Source organism: Pseudonocardia sp. GCM10023141, from assembly GCF_042653605.1.
Map to the genome: position 1 here is coordinate 34,860 of NZ_JBHSIR010000061.1, position 16,504 is coordinate 51,363.

Below are 16,504 nucleotides of genomic sequence, written 5' to 3' on the forward strand. Positions count from 1 at the left end.
GCTCGCCGGCTCATCGAGAACATGGCATCGGCAATCAGGGGCTTCGAACCGATCATGATGGTGTGTCGACGAGACGTGCGCCGGCTGGACGCATCACGACGACCGATCCCGCCCCGACCCACGAGGAAGGCCGACAAGAACTACCCGTCGCCCGTGGGACCGCGGTCGGTCGTGGCGCTGGCGATCGACGTTGTCCTGCACACCGGGATCGCGCTCGCCGCGGCGCTGTACGTGGAGATCGCGACGACGGGCAGCAGTGCCATCGCGTTCCTGCTGACCTACGTGGTGACGTCCCTGCTGCACCGGATCGTGGTCCAGCGCGTGACCGCGACGACGATCGGGAAGGCCCTCACCGGCCTCCAGTACATCCGGACCGACACCGGGGGCCCACCGAAGGTCGGATCCCTGATCCTCGCGTGGTTCGCCATCGCGTACGGATCTCTCGGCACGATCCCGTCGTGATGCCGACCTTCAGCGGGCGACCGCTCAGCCGACCTCGTCGGCCTCCGCCGCGTCGAACCCCCGCGCGAGCAGGGCGAGAGCGATCACGAAGAACGCCACGAACGGCGCCCACCGGGAGACGTCGACGCCGAACCGGTCGGCACGATCAACAGCAACCCGCCTGAGATCGCGGCGACCGCCGTTGCGCGAGCGTTCGGTCGCCGGGTGGACCAGCAGAAGCCGCCTTCGACGATCAATCCGAGACCGAACAGCACCGTCGCACCGAGCAGCAGCGCTGTGACCGGCACATCGGCGGCCCGCTGCGCGTAGCGATCATGGGCGTGCACGATCGACTGGAGGCGCAACACCGCAGCTGCCAGGCCCAACAGGCAGCCGCCTGCGAAGAGGGTGTGCGCCACGGCTGACGTCGACCGTGCCCAGACCGAGAGTCCCGCCCCGCGCAGCATGTGCCGCAGCGCGAACGCGGGCAGCATCACCATGAAGGCGCCTGCGAAGAGCCAGCAGGCGATGACGATCACGGCGTGGTTGCTCTGGAGGGCTTTCACCAGCAGCAGGAACGCCGACGCCAACGCGCCCAGCGCACCGAACGCCATCATCGAACCCGCGAGCACGACTGCAGTGCGCATCATTCCTCCACGGCTGGGCCCGAACGGACTCGCTGCACAGCACGACCCCGGAGGGCGAGGGTTGGTTGGGGTGGCGGTCGGGGCGCCCTGCCACCGGCGCGAGAACCTCATGGTCGATGCCGCGCCGCTCGGTGTCCGATCCCGTGCCTGCCGTTCGTAGAAGGGGTGAGGGGCCGCCACGAGGGCGTCGCCACGAACACAGGGGATGAGATGTCACACCCGCAGCCCGTAGCCCGCCGCATGTACGACCTGGTCGAGCCCATCGGCCTGGTGCCCTACTTCGCCGATGAGTCGGACGAGGCGCTGATGGCACTCGGCCTGCGCAAGAACTGGGACGCCTACTTCGCCGGGCGGGCGGCGCCGCTCGGCCGTGGGGTGCCGGCCGAGGTCGTCCACGCGATCTTCTACAACTTCGCAGAGGGGGAGGTGGCGCGCCACATCCCGCAGATCTGGGAACTGACCACGCCCGAGGCAGCACTCGCCGCCCGCGAACGGGGCTGCGTCGCGGGGCTGCGCCGTATCCTCGGCGACCTCGCCGACGACCCCGCCGTCGCACGCGCCGCCGATCTCCTGCTGAAGGCCGCGACCAGCGCGCCGGTGCAGGGACGGGCTCTCTACGCCGCCCTCCGCACGGCTCCGGTGCCCGCGGAGCCCGTGGCACGGCTGTGGCACGCGGCCACCCTGCTCCGCGAGCACCGCGGCGACGGCCACAACATCGCGCTGGTGACCGAGGGCGTCGGCGGGACCGAGGCCCACGTGCTCCACGCCCTGTCCGTGGACATGCCCGCGAAGGAGTTCGGCCGAATCGGCCACCTCCCCGCCGCACAGCTGGAGGCGGTCATCGACGGGATGCGGGCCCGCGGGCTCGTCGGGGCCGACGGCTGGCTCACCGACGCCGGCCGGGAGACGAAGGAGCGGGTCGAGGCCCTGACCGACCGGCTCGCGGAGGCGCCGTACAACGCGCTGAGCCCCAGCGAGCTCGACCGGCTCGTCGCCGACCTCGAGCCGATCCGGGCGGCCATCCCGTGGTAGCCGACGAGGTTTGCTACGCCGGTAGGTTCACCGGGCATGGAGAGCGGCATGCGGACGGTGACGTCCGCCGATGGGACGCGGATCGCCTGTCAGCGCGGAGGTTCCGGGCCGGCGGTGGTAATCAGCGTTGCCGAGGACCCGGTCGGACGGTGGCGGGCGTACCGCGCCGAGCTGGAGGGGCGCTGGCCCATGGGCGGATCGATGAGGCGCTCGCCGCGTTCATGCGGCTGGGTGGCGCAAGCGACGACGACGTCGCGGGTGCGCGGACGGCGCCGTTCTGGGACGGGCTGCTCGCGCTGGCGCCGACACTCGCCTACGGCGCGGCGGTCCTCGGCGACGATGGGCCTCCCTCGGATCGCCTCGCCGGCATCCGTCAGGAGACCCTGGTGCTCACCAGGTCCACCTCCGACCCGTACCTGCCTGCGCTCCCGGTCGAGTTCTTCGCGGCGGCAGCGGATGCGGTGACGACGGCGCTGCCGCAGGTGACGAGGCGCACGATCGACGCACCGGGTCACGCGGTCGATGCGACCGCTGTCGTCTCGCGGGTGCGGGCGTTCCTCGCCGGCCGAACTTCACACGAGAATGGTTCCGCGACATCGTCGGGCCTGACGAACTCAGTGGCGGCGGCGAAGCCCGCGGGCCCGGGCAGTTCGGCGTTGACCTTCCACCCGCCAGCGAACCAGCGGAACAGCTCGTTTGCCCGTGTCACCGCCGCTCCGGTGTCGGGGCCCCAGCTGATCGGTTGCTGCCCGATCACCGGCAACGCGGCACCGGCGGCCGTCGCGAAGCGCTGGACCAGCGCCGCGTTCGGCTCCACCGCGACCATCGCGTCCGAGACCGGCGCGAACCCTCGATCGACTGCTCACCCGACACCGCGACGGCGATCGGGACACCGCCGGGGGGCGGTCCCACCGCTTTGGCCGAATCGACGCGGAAATGCTGGCCCGCATGGTTGACGTATCCGCCCTCCAACAGCCCGCGGATGATCGGCACCGCCTCGGCGAGCATCTCATGCCGCAAGTTCACCGGCGGCCACCCCCGCCCCACCACGTGCTCGTTTAGGTTCTCCCCCGCGCCCAGCTCGAGCGTGAATCTCACCGAGCGGGCCGGGTCCAGCGGTGGCGGAGCCTGCATGCGGATGACGATCCCGGCGACGGTGGTGGACGCGGCGGGGCGGGTGTCGTCGCGGTGCAGGTAGCGCGAGGTCGCGCACTTGACCTTGCGGGCGCTGTAGCGGGCCCGGCGCGCAGGCAGCAGCGTGGCCAGCACGGCCCGGCCGATGACCCCGAGCAGATCGACCGGTTCGTCGGGGTGGGGGCAGACCCCTGCGGCCGCGGTGAGCTGGTCCCGCGCGGTCTGCAGGGCGCTGGTGAAACTGGCCCGGTCCGGGTTGGTGCCCGGGCGGGTCTCGACCGCGGTGGTCATGGCCATGCGCAGCAGCTGGTAGAGCGTCAGCAGCGCCCACACCTCTTGCTCGAGCCCGGCCCGGTCCCCGGAGCGCAGGACGTGCCCGGCCAGCATCGTGTGGCGCAGTGCCAGGTAGGCCGACTCGATCTCCCATCGTTCGTGGTAGAGCCGGATCAGCACCTCGGCGGGGAACCGGTCGGCGTCGAGCAGCGTGGTGATCAGCCGGTAGTGGTCGGTGACTGCGGTGCCGTCCGTGCCGCTCATCGCCAGGTCGGCCTCGATGATCCGCACCGTCAGCCCGTCGAGCTGGGACAGGTAGGAGCCGTCGGGCAGATGGGTCAGCACCGGTGGGACGCGCTGGGAACGCCCGCGGGCCAGCAGCATCGCCCCGGTGCGGTGCACCGCGCCCAGGAACGCGGCGGAGTCGAACCCACGGTCGAGCAGGACCAGCATGCCCGGCGCCAGCAGCGGCAGCAGCCGCACCGCCAGGCCGGCCTCGTCACGGTCGTCAGCGGCGCCGATCGTGGCGCCGAGCAGGCCGCGGGTGCCGGTCTCGGCGTCAAGGCGGTCGACGTGGAGCAGTGCGCCGGTGATGTCACGCAGCTCGCGTTCGCGGATGCGGGCCGGTTTCGCCCCCGGTGCGTGGTGGCTCACCGTCGCACCCGACCTTCCCGTCTTCTCTTCGCATTTCATATGGGACGCAGAAACGAAGATCGGGCCGGATCTCGTCGAATCGGAGCGACGCGACTGACCGGGACGCTGAAGGCTGCCTGGTTCCGTGCCTCCGGCCGTCGCCCGCCGGATGCGTACCGGCACGGTCGGCTCGACCGGCTACGTCGAGCACAAGACGATCACCCGTAGTCGATGACCGCCACCCGATGGGCATGGATCTCCCGCATGAATCGCCAGGCGTCGGCCGCCGGACGGCTCAACCGCCGAGAAGGCCGCCGACCGCGTTCGTCACCGTCGTGACGAGCGTGGATAGCCGCCCGAAGAGGCCGGCGACAACACCGGAACTCCCGGTAGCCGGATCCACGGTGGGTGCGCGTTGCGGATTCGGGTCGACTACCGGCTTTCTGGTCGGGGCGCCGGTCGCAGCGCTTGCGACTGCGGGGTGCTCAACGCCGGCGGAGCCGTTGCCGTCGACGGGCCCGGCGGCGGCGCTGCCTCCTCCGGTGATGTCTGCGCCCGATGGGGCGACGCCGGCCGGGCCGTCCGGGGTAGGTGTACCGTCGCCGCTCTCGCGGGTCGCCGGCGCGAGCACGCTGCCCGTTCCGGCGCTGCCTGCCGGCTCGCCGGGGCGCACGACGGGCTCGGAGACGTCGACGAGTCGATCAGTGCCCGCGCGCGAGGCACTGCTTTGTGCCATCCGTTCTCCCCACGGGAGTCGCCCTGTCACGGATTCCGGTGCTTCGGGATCGCCGGGCGCCGCGATGGCATCGGGAGTAGTGCGGTCCGGACGAAGGGCAATGATCGTGTGGTGGTCGGCCGGTGGGTGTTTACCGATCAGTCCCGCGGCGCCGAACAGGGCCGCCGCGGCAAGCAGGCCGCCGGCGACGACGACCTTTCGGGCCCGTTCCTGTTGCTCTCGAACGGCCCGAACCGCGAGGTCGATCACGAGGAATGCGACGAGGCTGATCCCGAACGCCGGCATCAGCCAGCCGAGCCCGACCGTCACCAGTAGAAGCGGTACACCCACCCGCGCGGGGAGCCCGCGTAGCGCACGTGCCGGTGGCGCCTGGTTCGGGCTGCGCTTCCACCACATCCGGTAGCCGAGCAGAATCAGCACGATGACGGCGACCACGAACAGTGCCAGCAGGATCTGGTTGGCCAGTCCGAAGAGGGTGCCGGTGTGCAGCTGGACGCCGAGCTCGCGCAGCTGTGCCAGCGCCGGGTAGTCACCCCACCCGATCCGCGCGGTGATCTCCTCGGTGTACGGGTTCACGGCGATGCTGGTCTTGTGCATGGGCAGGCCCGGTGATGTCTCGGCCACCGCGAACGGTTGGCTCGGCGTCGCCGGCACTCTCACCTCGAGCTCACCCTGCAGCCCCGCGGTCCGGGCCACCTGCACCACGCGATCGACGCCGATCATGTCGGCGCCGCGGCGCACGTCGACCGCGGCCAGCGCGAGGGTGGGCACCCGCGCTTCGGGGAGCCCCCAGCCGGCGAACCTGCTCATCGTGAGGCCCGTGATGCTCATGACCAGCAGCCCGAGCGTCAGCCATATCCCGAGCGGCCCGTGCACGGCACGCAGCCGCGTCTGGATCCCTGAGCCGCGCCGCGGGACCGGCACCAGCAGTTCGCGGGCAGCGCGCCGACGACGTCCCTGCTTGGCGATCCACGCCACCAGCCCGCCGACGAGAATGACCGGGAGCCAGCTCGAAGCGATCTCCGAGTACTGCCGCCCAATCTCGCCGAGATGCATGCTGGAGTGCAGCTCGCGCAGCCAGATGTTGGCCGGCGTCCGGCCGTCGACCGTGACCATCTCGCCGCGAATGTAGTTCGTGTAGGGATCGACGAAGACGGTCCGTGCCGTATCGGGTGCGGCCGAGGAGGCCACGGAGAGGTTGACCCGTGTGGTGCGGTCGGGCACTGGCGGCGGCACGACCGACTGCAGCTCGGCCTCCGGATGTGCGGCCATCGCGGCGGCGACCTGCTCCGCGATCGGCAGCGGTGTGCCACCGACCTCGTCGACATAGAACTGCGCGGCGTAGAGATCGTTGTGGATCTGCGGGCTGAACACGTAGACGAGGCCGGTCAGGCACAACATCAGCAGGAACGGGGCGACCAGGAGGCCCGCCAGGAAATGCACCCGACGAGCGAGCGGGCGCAGCAACGCCATCGCCCCTGGACGGGGTTCCGCGTTGGACGAGCGGCGGGTGAGGCTCCAGCCCGGTGTCCGGTCGCGGTGGGGGGAGGATGCGCCGGGCTCCATCACGTGTCGCGGACTCATCGCGGAAGAACCGCCTCGGGAGGCGCCGCGGGGACCGGCTGCTGGTCGGCGGACGGTGACCCGGACTGCGCGAGATCTGCAGGGCCGGTTGCCGCGGCTGCTGCCCCACCCGCGAACAACGACACCGCCATGGCGACGGCCGCGACCGCGGCGATCCGACGCAGGCGCGTCCGGCCTGGCAGATCGCGCCCGCGGGTACCAACCCTGCGGCGCATCCACCAGCGAGACGCGAGCCCGGTGCCGAGCACGACCGCGCCCAACACCATGAGTGCGATCATCTGCCACCCGGTCGTCGCGAGCGACGCGATCGCCAGCAGCAGCGTCGCGCTCACCGGCATGAGCACAACAAGCCGCGGTAGCGCGGTGCACAGCACGGAGTCCCCCGGGGTGCGCAGGAGCACCCACAGCAGTACCGGTCCACCGAGGCAGGCCGCGACCGCGATCAACAGCGCGATCTCCGTGCCGACCGTGATCGGGGACGGCCCGTCCGGGGCGTGTGGCGCGGCGAATGCCCACGTCATCGCTGATGCCGCGGCGCAACCCAGCACCGTGCCCGCTCTGAGCCACCGCTGCAGGGCGGCATCGGCAGGTGCGCTGGTCAGGAGGTGGACCAGCGCGACGGTGCCCGGCGCGATCACGATCAGGCCGGCGAGCAGTCCTGCGCCGATATCGGACCCGAGCCCCGCCGACACGAGCGCGGGATCGAACGCCTCCTGAAGCGGGACTCGTGCCGCGTAGGCACCGAGCGTCGCGATGGTGCCGAGCGTCGCCACGACCATCAGCAACCACGAGTAGGTGATCAGCCGGCGCACCTGCGGGCTCTGGGCGCCCGCGGGCCAGACGATCGTGAGGACGAACGCCAACCCCACCACGAGGGCCAACGCAGCGGTCGCGGCCAGCCGAAAACCTGCGTGGACCGACGCGACGACCGGGTCACGATCGGTCGGGATGTTCGGGAACGCCACCGGATTGGTCGGTTCGACCACGTGGAAGTTGGACGCACCGCCGACCTGCTCGAGCCAGCTGGTCGGCAACGACCACGCCACCGAGTACGTCCCGCCATAGCGCGTCTTCGGCATCGGCACCGTGATGCTGTTCGCGTCGCCGGGCACGTTCTGCGGGCGAGCTTCGACGAGCTGCTGGCCCAGCGGGGCCGTCATCTGCACCATCGCCAGCCCGGCCGACACCGGTCGATCGAACGTGAGCCGCAGCTCGTTCGGCGACTTGACGAACTCGTCGTTGCCGGGCGACGTGGAGAGGAGCACCGGGTCGCCTGCGGGAATCGGGGTGGTGAGCAGCAGCGTCCCCCAGGACGCTGCGACCAGCACGAGGAGCCCGAGCAGGCTACGTACAACGGCGCCGGCGCGACCGGATGTGGCCCGAGATGTCATCGCTGGCCCGCCTCGGTCTGCGTAGCCTCGGTCTGCATAGCTTCGGTCTGCGCCGTCTCGGTCTGCGCCGTCTCGGTCGCTGTTTCGGCTTCGCCGGCGCCGACGCTGACTGGCGACCGACGTACTGGCTTCTGCCGTCGCTGCAGCCCCTGGTACCCAACGACGCCGGTGACAGCGGCCACCAGCAGGCCACCCGCCAAGAGGAGCCACGGGAGCGGGCTGCTCTGGTCCTCGGTGAAGCCCTCGTTGGCGGCCGGTACGCTCGTCGATCCGGCGCCGGGGAGTACCGCCCGGGGCGGGCCGAGCTTGAGCGTCGGCGCTCCGGGCATGCCTGCTGCGGCCGGCTGGGACCACTGTTCGACGGTGCCGTCGGCGTAGCCCTCCACGGCAGCGAACGTCAGCTGGCCGTCGGCCGGGAGCGGGCCGGCGGTGACGAGGAACTGTTCGAACTGGCGGGAGGCGACCTCACTGCCCGTCCACACGATCGAGTCGACGGCTTCGTCGATCTCCTTGCCGTTGACGGTGACCGGTGGGTCAAGGGGTCGCATGGTGATCGCCGCGTTCCACTTGCCGTTTCGCGCGACTTCGGCGCGCGGAACGACGGCGTCCTTCGGGAAGGTCAGCTCGAGCCGCGTGGCGACCACGTCCGTCCGCTCGTTGGACAGGCGGATGGCCAGCTTCGCGATCTTGCCGCCCTCCACGGTGCCGGGAACGATCGACACGCGCGCCGAGGCGGCAGGCGCGAGAGCCAGCATCAAGATCAAGGACGTCAACGCGGTCGTGACCGTCGCGGCCAGTGCGCGGGGGAGGGATGTGCGGCTGCAGGCCATCGGGAACTCCTCGGGGAGCGGTTCGGGCAGGCATCGGCTCGGGCCCGGATCGCGGTGTGGACCGGAACTCAGACGCGGTCCGGAACCGAGCAGATGCCCGGTCCCGGACTGCGGTGTCAGTCGTTCGACGTGCGGATCAGCCGATCGGGTTCAGCTGCTCGGGAGTCAGCTTTTCCCTCCAAGCGTCGGGGTTGTTCTGCGTCCAGCCGTTGTAGACGAGCGGGATGGCGACGACGCCCTGCCCGCCCTCGCCAGCAGCCGAAATGAGCTTGCCGTCGTTCACGGTGTTCGCATTCCCGCCCAGCATGATCTGGCCCGCCACCTCGGCGTCGGCGATGTTCCCATCGTTGTTCGGGTCGATGTCGATGACCTGCATGGCGTTGGAGAACTTGTTCGACACGTAGGCGTAGTAGCCGCCGCCCTTCTTGGCGCCGAAGTTCGCTCCGTGGCAACCGGCGTTGCAGGGCAGATCCTTGATCACCTTGTTGGTTCTCGGATCGATCACCGAGACCGTCTGCGACAGGGTGTTCTCGGCCAGCATCGCCTTGCCGTCCGGGCTCACCGGAAGCTGGATGGTCAGCCCGCCCCATGCACCGGTGGGTCCGGTCTGCGGGTTGTAGTTCTTCCAGAGGTCGATCGCCGAGCTGTGTGCAATGCCACCGTCGTCGGTGGCGCAGGCGTCCTCCGCCAGCGAGAGGCAAGTGATGCTCATGCCCAGGAAGTTGGACATGTACGCCTTCTTCGAGTCCGGGGTCATCGACGTGGCGATCGGGAAGGCCCCGACCGCGTCGTGCCTGACCGTGCCCGAGTCCAGGTCGACGATGGCGGCCTCGTTGGTCATCGTGTTCGGGGCAACGACCGTCTTGCCATCGGCGCTGACCCAGTGTGCGTGCGGGTGCGGAGTGATGCCGCTCTCGGGGTCGACGTTGATCCGCTTTGTGATCGACGTCGCGCCGGGCTCCAGCTCGACGATGTCGGTCCCGGCGTTGATACCGACCACCAGTTGATCGGTGTCCGGGCGGGTCATCACGTGTGCCGGGTTGTGCCCGACCTCGATCTGCCGGATGAACTTCCCGGTCTTACGGTCGAACACGTCGGTCTTGTTGTTGAACCACTCGTTCGCGTAGAGGTACTGGTAGTTCTTGTCGGTCCACATGTTGTGGGTGTTGTTCATGTCGATCCCGGGAGCTGAGATCTTCTGATCGACCGACCACTTCTCCACGTCGACCTTGGTGATCGAGCCGGGCTTGTCCTTGTCCGCGTAGTCCTCCATCTGAGTCGCGACCCAGACCTCGCCGACCCCGGGAGCCTTGGGCTTCTTGAGCGCCGGCAGCGTCTTGGGGTACTTGAAGTACTGGTCGTAGTAGGCGTCCAGATTGGGGATCAGCACCGGGGCACCGGCCGCGTCGTACTGCAGGATCGGCGCCGGCGGCTGGATCGGGTTCCAGGCCACGTCCTCGGTCTCGCTGAACTTCTGCCAGTTGTTCGGGTTGGTGATGGTGAAGAACGCGTTCACCAGCCGCTGGATGATGTCCGCATTGGACGGGACGGGGGTGGGCTTGCCGTTCACCCGCAGGCTCTTACCGAAGTCCAGACCCAGGGTGAGCGGGTCGTCGACCACAACGGCGCCGAGCATGTAGGGCGCGACCGAGTCCGTGAAGGCGTACAGGCCCGGCTCGGTGAGCTGGATCGTCTTCTCGCCGAAGAAGGCGCCGCCCGCGTCCATGTAGGGGAAGCCCTTCGCATTCTCGGGCGCGATCAGCCCGATCGGGTTGCGAAGCCCCTGCGATCGGCTCGGGTCGACGTTGAATTTCACCGTGACCGGCGGCCCGGTGATCGCAAACTTCGTGAGCGAATCCAGAACGCCCTGCAGGCTCACACCGACCGGGAGATCGAGCACGTTGACCGGCTTGTCGACCGGCAGCCCGGCCAGCGAGCCCTTGAGTTCGCCGAGCAACGACTCGGCCTGGATGGCGAGGCCCTTGGCCTCCGAGTTGGTGGCACCGATCCCCTTGACGGCCGCGAGCGTCCGATCCAGGCCGAGCACGTCGCCCAGCCCGGCCGGCCCAGCGGCAGGCGCGGCCGCGGCAGGCGCCACCGGGGCAGGCGCCGCCGGGGCAGGCGCCGCCGGGGAGGCAGCCGAGCCGGAACCCGACGACAGGGGAGCCGTCGTCGGATTCACGGTGGGGACTGCCGCTGCGGGAGCCGCCGCGGTCGTGGGGGGCGCCGCCGCGGGCGCGGCACCCCCGCCGGGCAGCAGACCGGTGAGCCCACCGAGGAGTCCGCCACCGGTCGCCCCGCTACTGTTCGCCCCGGCGCCCGTGAGGCCGCTCACCAGGCCATTGAGGTCCTTCTCGATCGCTGGTCCGCCGACGCCGGGCACCGCGACGTCCGTGCCGAGCCTGGGCAGCTCAGCGATCGCGAGCGACTTGCTGCCGAACAGGTTCAACCCGCTGTCGAACCACCCGTCGCTCTTGTCGGTGATGTTGAAGACGATCGGCAGCGGGCCGACGCCGATCGGCTGTTGCGCGGCAGCCGGTGACGCCGTCAACGCCGTCATCGACGTCGCGCCGACCGCTGCCATCACTGTCACGGCGGCGAACCTTCGCCGTCTTTTCCCGGACCCACTCGGGAGTGGGGGAGCAATTCCCGACATGCGTTTCCTCTCGTGACTTCAACGGGTCCTTCATCCACCGGGCGTGCCGTCCGGAATCCCTTTATCCCCGCCATGGTGCCCGTTTTACAACGAGCACCGAGTCACATCTCAGGGTCCGATAACGGCGGTCGAGGTCGCCCGCGGGGAGCCCTTCTTCGGGCAACCTCCGACATTTCTGTCGCATCACTCCGGATTTTGGATTCGCAGATAGTTGCACAGCCCGAGTAACAGGTGGACGCATCGTCGTGACCCTCGCGTTACAAGGCACTAGACCGAACGGCGGCATCCCTGTGAGGTCCGCGACACGCGATCTTTACGAATCCTTTGGACCACTCGCTCGTTTACGGCGCCGCACCACCAAATTCGGCGACGGGAGCATTCCGACAGGTTGACCCAAGCGTTTTCGCACGCGCGACCGCAACCTTCTTCATGAATGCTCCATGATTCGCGCGATACCTCTCGTTTTGGCGCGAACAAAAAAACGGCGGGCCCGCGACATCGTCGCGGGCCCGCCGTTCACATCGAGGTGGTCGATCAGGCGACGGCAGCCTCCTTGGCCATCATCTGCCGCGCGAGCGCTCGCACGTCGTAGTCGACGTCCATCAGCTCGGCCTCGGTCGGGGTTGCTCGTTCCAGTAGCCGGCGGGCGGCCATGTGCGTGCCCGGATCGTTGACCGACTCGACGGTGGCCAACCGCCCGTCGCGGACGGAGATCACGGAGAAGCGTTCCTCGTCACCGCACACGATGCGCCGGTCGTCGTTCGACACCAGTCCGACGAGCTGCAACTTCAACGATCCCTGGTTGCTCCAGAACCATGGCACCGCCCGGAACGGTTTCCGCCAGCCGATGATGCGCGCGGCGACGTAGCGTCCCTGATCGGTCGCGTTCTGGATGGACTCGACCCGCCTGCTCGAACCGGTCGAGGGATCGACGACCGCGGCGCAGTCACCGATCGCCGAGATCAGCGGGTCCGATGTGTTCAGCCACCGGTCGACCAGCACCCCGTTGCCCGTCGCGAGGCCCGCCCGACCAGCCAGGCCGTCCTCGGCGACGGAGCCGACGCCCAGAACGACGGCGTCCGCCGGTAGCAGCCGGCCCGACTCCGTGGCCACCGCGGTGACGTGCCCGGCTTCGCCCACCACCTCTGTGGCACGCTCCCCCAGGTACAGGCGCACTCCCTGCGCGCAGTGATGGGCCGCGACCGCCTGCGACACCGGCGGAGACACCGCCCGGCCCAGAACCCGCTCGCCCTGCTCGATCACGGTCACCTCGATCCCGCGCTTGACAGCCGCGCTCGCCACCTCCATCCCGATGAACCCACCGCCCAACACCACCAGGCGCTTTGCCGCGGTGAGCGACGCGCGCAGCGCGAACGCATCGTTCAGGGTGCGCAGCTCCGCCACCCCGCGCAGGCCCAGGCCGGCCAGCTCGACCCGGCGCGGCGACGCGCCGGTAGCCAGGACCAGGTGGTCGTACGCCACCCACCGCCCGTCGGCCATCTTCACCTGCTGCCAGGCCCGCTCGATGTCGACCACCGGCCCCGGGCGCAACGTGATGCGATGATCGGCGAAGAAGGCCGCGGGACGTAATGAGATCATGGCCGGATCCGCGCCGTCGTCGAGCATCTCCTTCGACAGCGGTGGCCGTTCGTAGGGGTGATGCTCCTCAGCTCCCACGAGCGTCACGGGCCCGTGGTAGCCGCCCGTTCGCAGCGATGCCGCCACCTCCACGCCGGCGTGCCCGGCCCCGACCACCACAACACCGCGCATGTCAGACCTGCTTGTCTGGGACGCGGACGACCAGTTCCGTGCCGGCCTGAATGGGGACGAGCTGACAGCTGAGACGACTGTTCCCAGCACGGGGCGCGGCCGTCCAATCGAGCATGTCCTCCTCATCACCCGACGGCGGAGTGAACTTCTCCGTGCTGTGATCGACGTAGACATGACACGTTCCGCATGTTGCCGAGCCCCCGCATTCCCCGACGATCCCGGGCACCTGATTGGCCAACGCGGCCCGCATCACATTCGTCGCGACAGCCATCTCGACGGTTTGTTGCGAACCGTCGTCATGGGTGTAGGTGACAGTGGGCACAGTCATTTTCCTCTCACGCTCAGCGAATCGGCGCTCGGTCGGGCAGTCAGTGCGGAGACCACAACCCAGCTCCTACTCGGCACCAGTCGGCGACTTTCGAGCAGCACAAAACCCGTGAATCAGTTGCGTTTGTCATGGGCAAGTTGAGGTTTGGTGGACCAGCTGGCGGGGCGATCCATACCGACTCGACTCGACGGAGCCGACATCACTGGCGTTCCGCCGAACCAGGTTGACGAGAAGAATGACCAATCGGCGTAACCAGAGCGTCCGCACGGGGTAAACCCTCGGTAAACGAAGACCACATCGCCCGAAAGCGGCGCTGTGAGGCAGTCCACACGCCGGCGACACCCGGTGTCCGAAGGACCCGCCAGGCCGATGCCGAGGACCGGCAGCAACCGACCCACCGTGATGAGGGCCATGCCGATCCGCCGCGGACGAGCTGCGCACTCGCCGCAGCACGTGGCGACCTGCAGGGGCGGCCGGCTCGCGAAACTCGAGGCCTAGACCGTTTCCAGGAACATGATCGCCATCGCAGAACTCAGCACCGCGTCAGGCATCACGATGTGACGACCGAGTCCGGCCAGCACCGCAGGCCCCGCTCCGCGGGACGGGGCCGCTCCGACCGATTCCGCTACCCGCACCGGCGCGGCCGCTTCCCCGGGCCGGAAGATCACGCGGATGACGTCGGCGACGAACCAGCCGACGAAGGCGAGCGCAATCGCGGTCATGAGCAGCGGCGGTGCCGCGCCCGCGGTGCTGCGGTGGTGTGCGAGTTGGTGCTCGACGACACCAATTGCCCCGACGGCACTGTCCGAGTGTCCGAACAACATGTAGAGCATGGCCATCGCACCGACCGCGTGGTGACCGACCTCTCCGAGGAACGTCGAGGCGCGCAAGCATCCCACTCCGACCCACACCGAGATGACGACGAACACCGCGATCCACACCCCGCGCGGAAGCGGATCCATGGTCGGGACGAACATCGCCGCCATCCCGACCCCCATCGCCATGTGGGCCGCCGCAGTGGTGAATCGCACCCGACCGCCCAGCAGCAGTGCGATGTAGTAAAGGGCCGCGAGTAAGGATGCCACCCCGAGCAGAACGTCGATCCATGTCACACCCTGCTGCATCAGGAGCACTCCGATCTGCCGTTGGCGGGAATAGCCGTTATAATTCTGTTTCGCGGCGCTCCCGGTACGGGCGCGCCCGACGTAAATCAGCCCGCCCAGGCCGGCGAGAGCGACCAGCACGTCGTTTCCGCGTGGTCACTCACTGATCGCTTCCGGTCTGCACGGTGAACTCGGCGGTGTGCACAACGCCCTCGTGCTGGAACTCGAGGAACAATCGGTGCATCCCCGCAGCCGGGATCTCCACCGTGAACGCGAGGCCTGGGCCGTGTGCCGCGGCAGCGACAGCGGGGGCAGGGGCGACGCGCAGACTGGACAGGTCGCTCTGGCGCAGCACAACGAGCTGACCGAGCGTGCCGTGGCGACGCTCGACGTCGGTGACCGGCAAGCGATCATGATCGATCGCGACGAATACCTCCGACCTGCTGCCCGCCACGAGATCGGTGTCGAGTCGCACCGTGTACCCGTCGACCTGGGCTACGCGGGTCGGCCGTAGTACCTCCGGGACGAAATCGCCCGACACCGAGAGATCGATGCCGAGTACGAGCTCCGGGCCGCCCACCGGCACGAAATCGGCGTACGCGCGATACACGCCGGCCGCAGGCAGCGTCATCGGTGCCCGCCAGACGCCGCCCGGACCGAGGACCGGCTCCAGGCGCTGGAACCGCGTGCCGTCCCTGCGGACGACGACGACATCGAGCAGCTGCTCGTTCACGACGTCGAACCCGGTGACCGCCCGTCCGCCCAACCCGGTGACGACGAAGGCGAGCTCCGCCGGAACGCCCGGCACGAACGTCGTCGGCCCCCGCGGAACCAGCGTGAACCCGGCGGCTGTGGCGACCAGCCCGGCTGTCTCCATCTTCAGCCCAGCATCGGGCCCCAGGGCCGCTGTGTGCTTGTCGGCAATCGTCGCCGGGAGTGCGAGGCCACCCGACCCGGCCGTGAGCGTTCCGGCCCACAAGGCCGCAAGGAAGACCAGCGTGAGCGCCGTCGAAAAGCTCAATAGCTTCGCAGCCGTGTTCATCCCCATCCTTCCGTGAGCGGCACGACATCCGTCACCCGTTCGGGTGACACATTCGACCGGACCCGACTCCGTCCGCCCGCCCGTTATCGCACCGACCGGCCCGATGAATTCTTTCCCGTCCGCTGGGTGTGTGCCGCGCGGGCGATGCGCGCTCGAGATTCGACAGTGGCCCGAGACACGTGAGGCGATCCCCGATGAATCAGTCCAATACAGATTCACGGAGTCGAAGGCGGGAGCGTCTCGAACCGGAGTTACGACAAGGTCGGCGAGAGGTGAAATTGATGTGAATACGACCTCATCAGCCAGCGGCACATGCCGTGCGGACGGCCCATCCATGCGGCGCATCCCGACCCGTCCGGCAGCGACATCGACAGGTGGTGGCGCTCGCCGCCGTCAGCGCGCCCGGACGAGATCACGTGGGCTCGCGGTCGCACCCGATAGGTCGAGCACCGACGGGTCGTGCACGCCGAGGTCGGACAGGATCGCTGTCAGCACTCCGTCGTCGGCGGCGGACCAATCAGGGGAGCGGCGTGCTGCGCCCTTGGCTGTTCGCCGAGTCGGGTGGGCCGTTACCTGCGACGCGCGGGCAGGGGCGAGCTGTTCGACCGGCCCCGCCGGCGAGGTGGTTCGGGGATGGTGTGCGTAACCCGGTGAGCGCTGGAGGCGAAGAGCAGATCATGGGTCTGACCCCCCTGGTGCTCGCCGTCATCGTGTTCGCCCTGCCTCTCGTCGGGTGCTCGGCCGCGCCGGTGGCATCGCCCGCTGCGCCGGCGACGAGCGCGCCCGGGCCGCGGGTCATCCGCGAGGACCGCATGCGGCAGTACCTCGACCAGCTCCTGAGAGGGTGTTGTCGAACCCGGTGGTGTGACGGCGTGGCAGCTTTGGTAGCTGCAGGTGATCGTTG

At 69.2% G+C, this 16,504-nt stretch carries 13 protein-coding genes and 2 pseudogenes; 4 read left to right on the forward strand and 11 right to left on the reverse strand.

Going from position 1 to position 16,504, the window contains the following annotated elements; genetic code table 11:
* Positions 1 to 153: 153 nt before the first annotated feature.
* A complete protein-coding gene (locus tag ACFPFQ_RS34580; protein ID WP_379626537.1) occupies positions 154 to 462 on the forward strand; it encodes an RDD family protein in 309 nt (102 codons plus the stop codon).
* Positions 463 to 545: 83 nt separating this feature from the next.
* Here ACFPFQ_RS34580 and ACFPFQ_RS34585 read toward each other — a convergent pair whose 3' ends face one another.
* Entirely contained in the window at positions 546 to 1,088 is a 543-nt protein-coding gene (locus tag ACFPFQ_RS34585; protein WP_379626539.1) for a hypothetical protein, read from the reverse strand.
* A gap of 210 nt (positions 1,089 to 1,298) precedes the next feature.
* On the opposite strand from ACFPFQ_RS34585, the gene ACFPFQ_RS34590 reads away from it, so the two are divergent.
* Positions 1,299 to 2,120 carry an SCO6745 family protein gene (locus tag ACFPFQ_RS34590; protein WP_379626541.1) on the forward strand — a complete coding sequence of 274 codons (822 nt, stop codon included), beginning with the start codon at positions 1,299 to 1,301 and terminating at the stop codon, positions 2,118 to 2,120.
* A 574-nt stretch (positions 2,121 to 2,694) separates the two neighbouring features.
* Here the strand turns inward: ACFPFQ_RS34590 and ACFPFQ_RS34595 are convergent.
* The 6 genes and pseudogenes from ACFPFQ_RS34595 to ACFPFQ_RS34620 form a co-directional block, all read right to left on the reverse strand.
* Positions 2,695 to 3,215 (reverse strand): annotated as a pseudogene (locus ACFPFQ_RS34595) (LLM class flavin-dependent oxidoreductase); the annotation flags it as partial.
* A 357-nt stretch (positions 3,216 to 3,572) separates the two neighbouring features.
* A pseudogene (locus ACFPFQ_RS34600) lies at positions 3,573 to 4,220 on the reverse strand (transposase); the annotation flags it as partial.
* 235 nt (positions 4,221 to 4,455) lie between these two features.
* Positions 4,456 to 6,480 (reverse strand): PepSY domain-containing protein, encoded by a 2,025-nt coding sequence (locus tag ACFPFQ_RS34605; RefSeq protein ID WP_379626543.1) that lies wholly within the window; start codon positions 6,478 to 6,480, stop codon positions 4,456 to 4,458.
* The gene (locus ACFPFQ_RS34610; protein WP_379626545.1) at positions 6,477 to 7,808 is read right to left on the reverse strand and encodes a copper resistance protein CopC; all 1,332 of its coding nucleotides are present in this window, start codon (positions 7,806 to 7,808) and stop codon (positions 6,477 to 6,479) included. Before ACFPFQ_RS34610 ends, ACFPFQ_RS34605 begins: the two co-directional genes overlap by 4 nt.
* Before the next feature lie 59 nt (positions 7,809 to 7,867).
* Positions 7,868 to 8,701, reverse strand: coding sequence for a DUF1775 domain-containing protein (locus ACFPFQ_RS34615; RefSeq protein WP_379626547.1), 834 nt, complete (start codon positions 8,699 to 8,701; stop codon positions 7,868 to 7,870).
* Positions 8,702 to 8,837: 136 nt separating this feature from the next.
* Positions 8,838 to 10,658 carry a YncE family protein gene (locus ACFPFQ_RS34620; RefSeq protein ID WP_379626549.1) on the reverse strand — a complete coding sequence of 607 codons (1,821 nt, stop codon included), beginning with the start codon at positions 10,656 to 10,658 and terminating at the stop codon, positions 8,838 to 8,840.
* A gap of 436 nt (positions 10,659 to 11,094) precedes the next feature.
* On the opposite strand from ACFPFQ_RS34620, the gene ACFPFQ_RS34625 reads away from it, so the two are divergent.
* The gene (locus tag ACFPFQ_RS34625) at positions 11,095 to 11,373 is read left to right on the forward strand and encodes a hypothetical protein (RefSeq protein WP_379626551.1); all 279 of its coding nucleotides are present in this window, start codon (positions 11,095 to 11,097) and stop codon (positions 11,371 to 11,373) included.
* 518 nt (positions 11,374 to 11,891) lie between these two features.
* On the opposite strand, the gene ACFPFQ_RS34630 is transcribed toward ACFPFQ_RS34625, so the two are convergent.
* The 4 genes from ACFPFQ_RS34630 to ACFPFQ_RS34645 form a co-directional block, all read right to left on the reverse strand.
* A complete protein-coding gene (locus ACFPFQ_RS34630) occupies positions 11,892 to 13,127 on the reverse strand; it encodes an NAD(P)/FAD-dependent oxidoreductase (RefSeq protein ID WP_379626553.1) in 1,236 nt (411 codons plus the stop codon).
* Between the two features lies 1 nt (position 13,128).
* Positions 13,129 to 13,449 (reverse strand): 2Fe-2S iron-sulfur cluster-binding protein, encoded by a 321-nt coding sequence (locus tag ACFPFQ_RS34635; protein ID WP_379626555.1) that lies wholly within the window; start codon positions 13,447 to 13,449, stop codon positions 13,129 to 13,131.
* A 500-nt stretch (positions 13,450 to 13,949) separates the two neighbouring features.
* Positions 13,950 to 14,699, reverse strand: a complete 750-nt coding sequence (locus tag ACFPFQ_RS34640) for a DUF5134 domain-containing protein (RefSeq protein ID WP_379626557.1) — start codon at positions 14,697 to 14,699, stop codon at positions 13,950 to 13,952.
* 19 nt (positions 14,700 to 14,718) lie between these two features.
* Positions 14,719 to 15,600, reverse strand: coding sequence for a hypothetical protein (locus ACFPFQ_RS34645; protein WP_379626559.1), 882 nt, complete (start codon positions 15,598 to 15,600; stop codon positions 14,719 to 14,721).
* A 677-nt stretch (positions 15,601 to 16,277) separates the two neighbouring features.
* Between ACFPFQ_RS34645 and ACFPFQ_RS34650 the strand changes: the two genes are divergently transcribed.
* Positions 16,278 to 16,504 (forward strand): hypothetical protein (locus ACFPFQ_RS34650; RefSeq protein WP_379626561.1); only part of this gene is annotated, 227 nt, incomplete at its 3' end.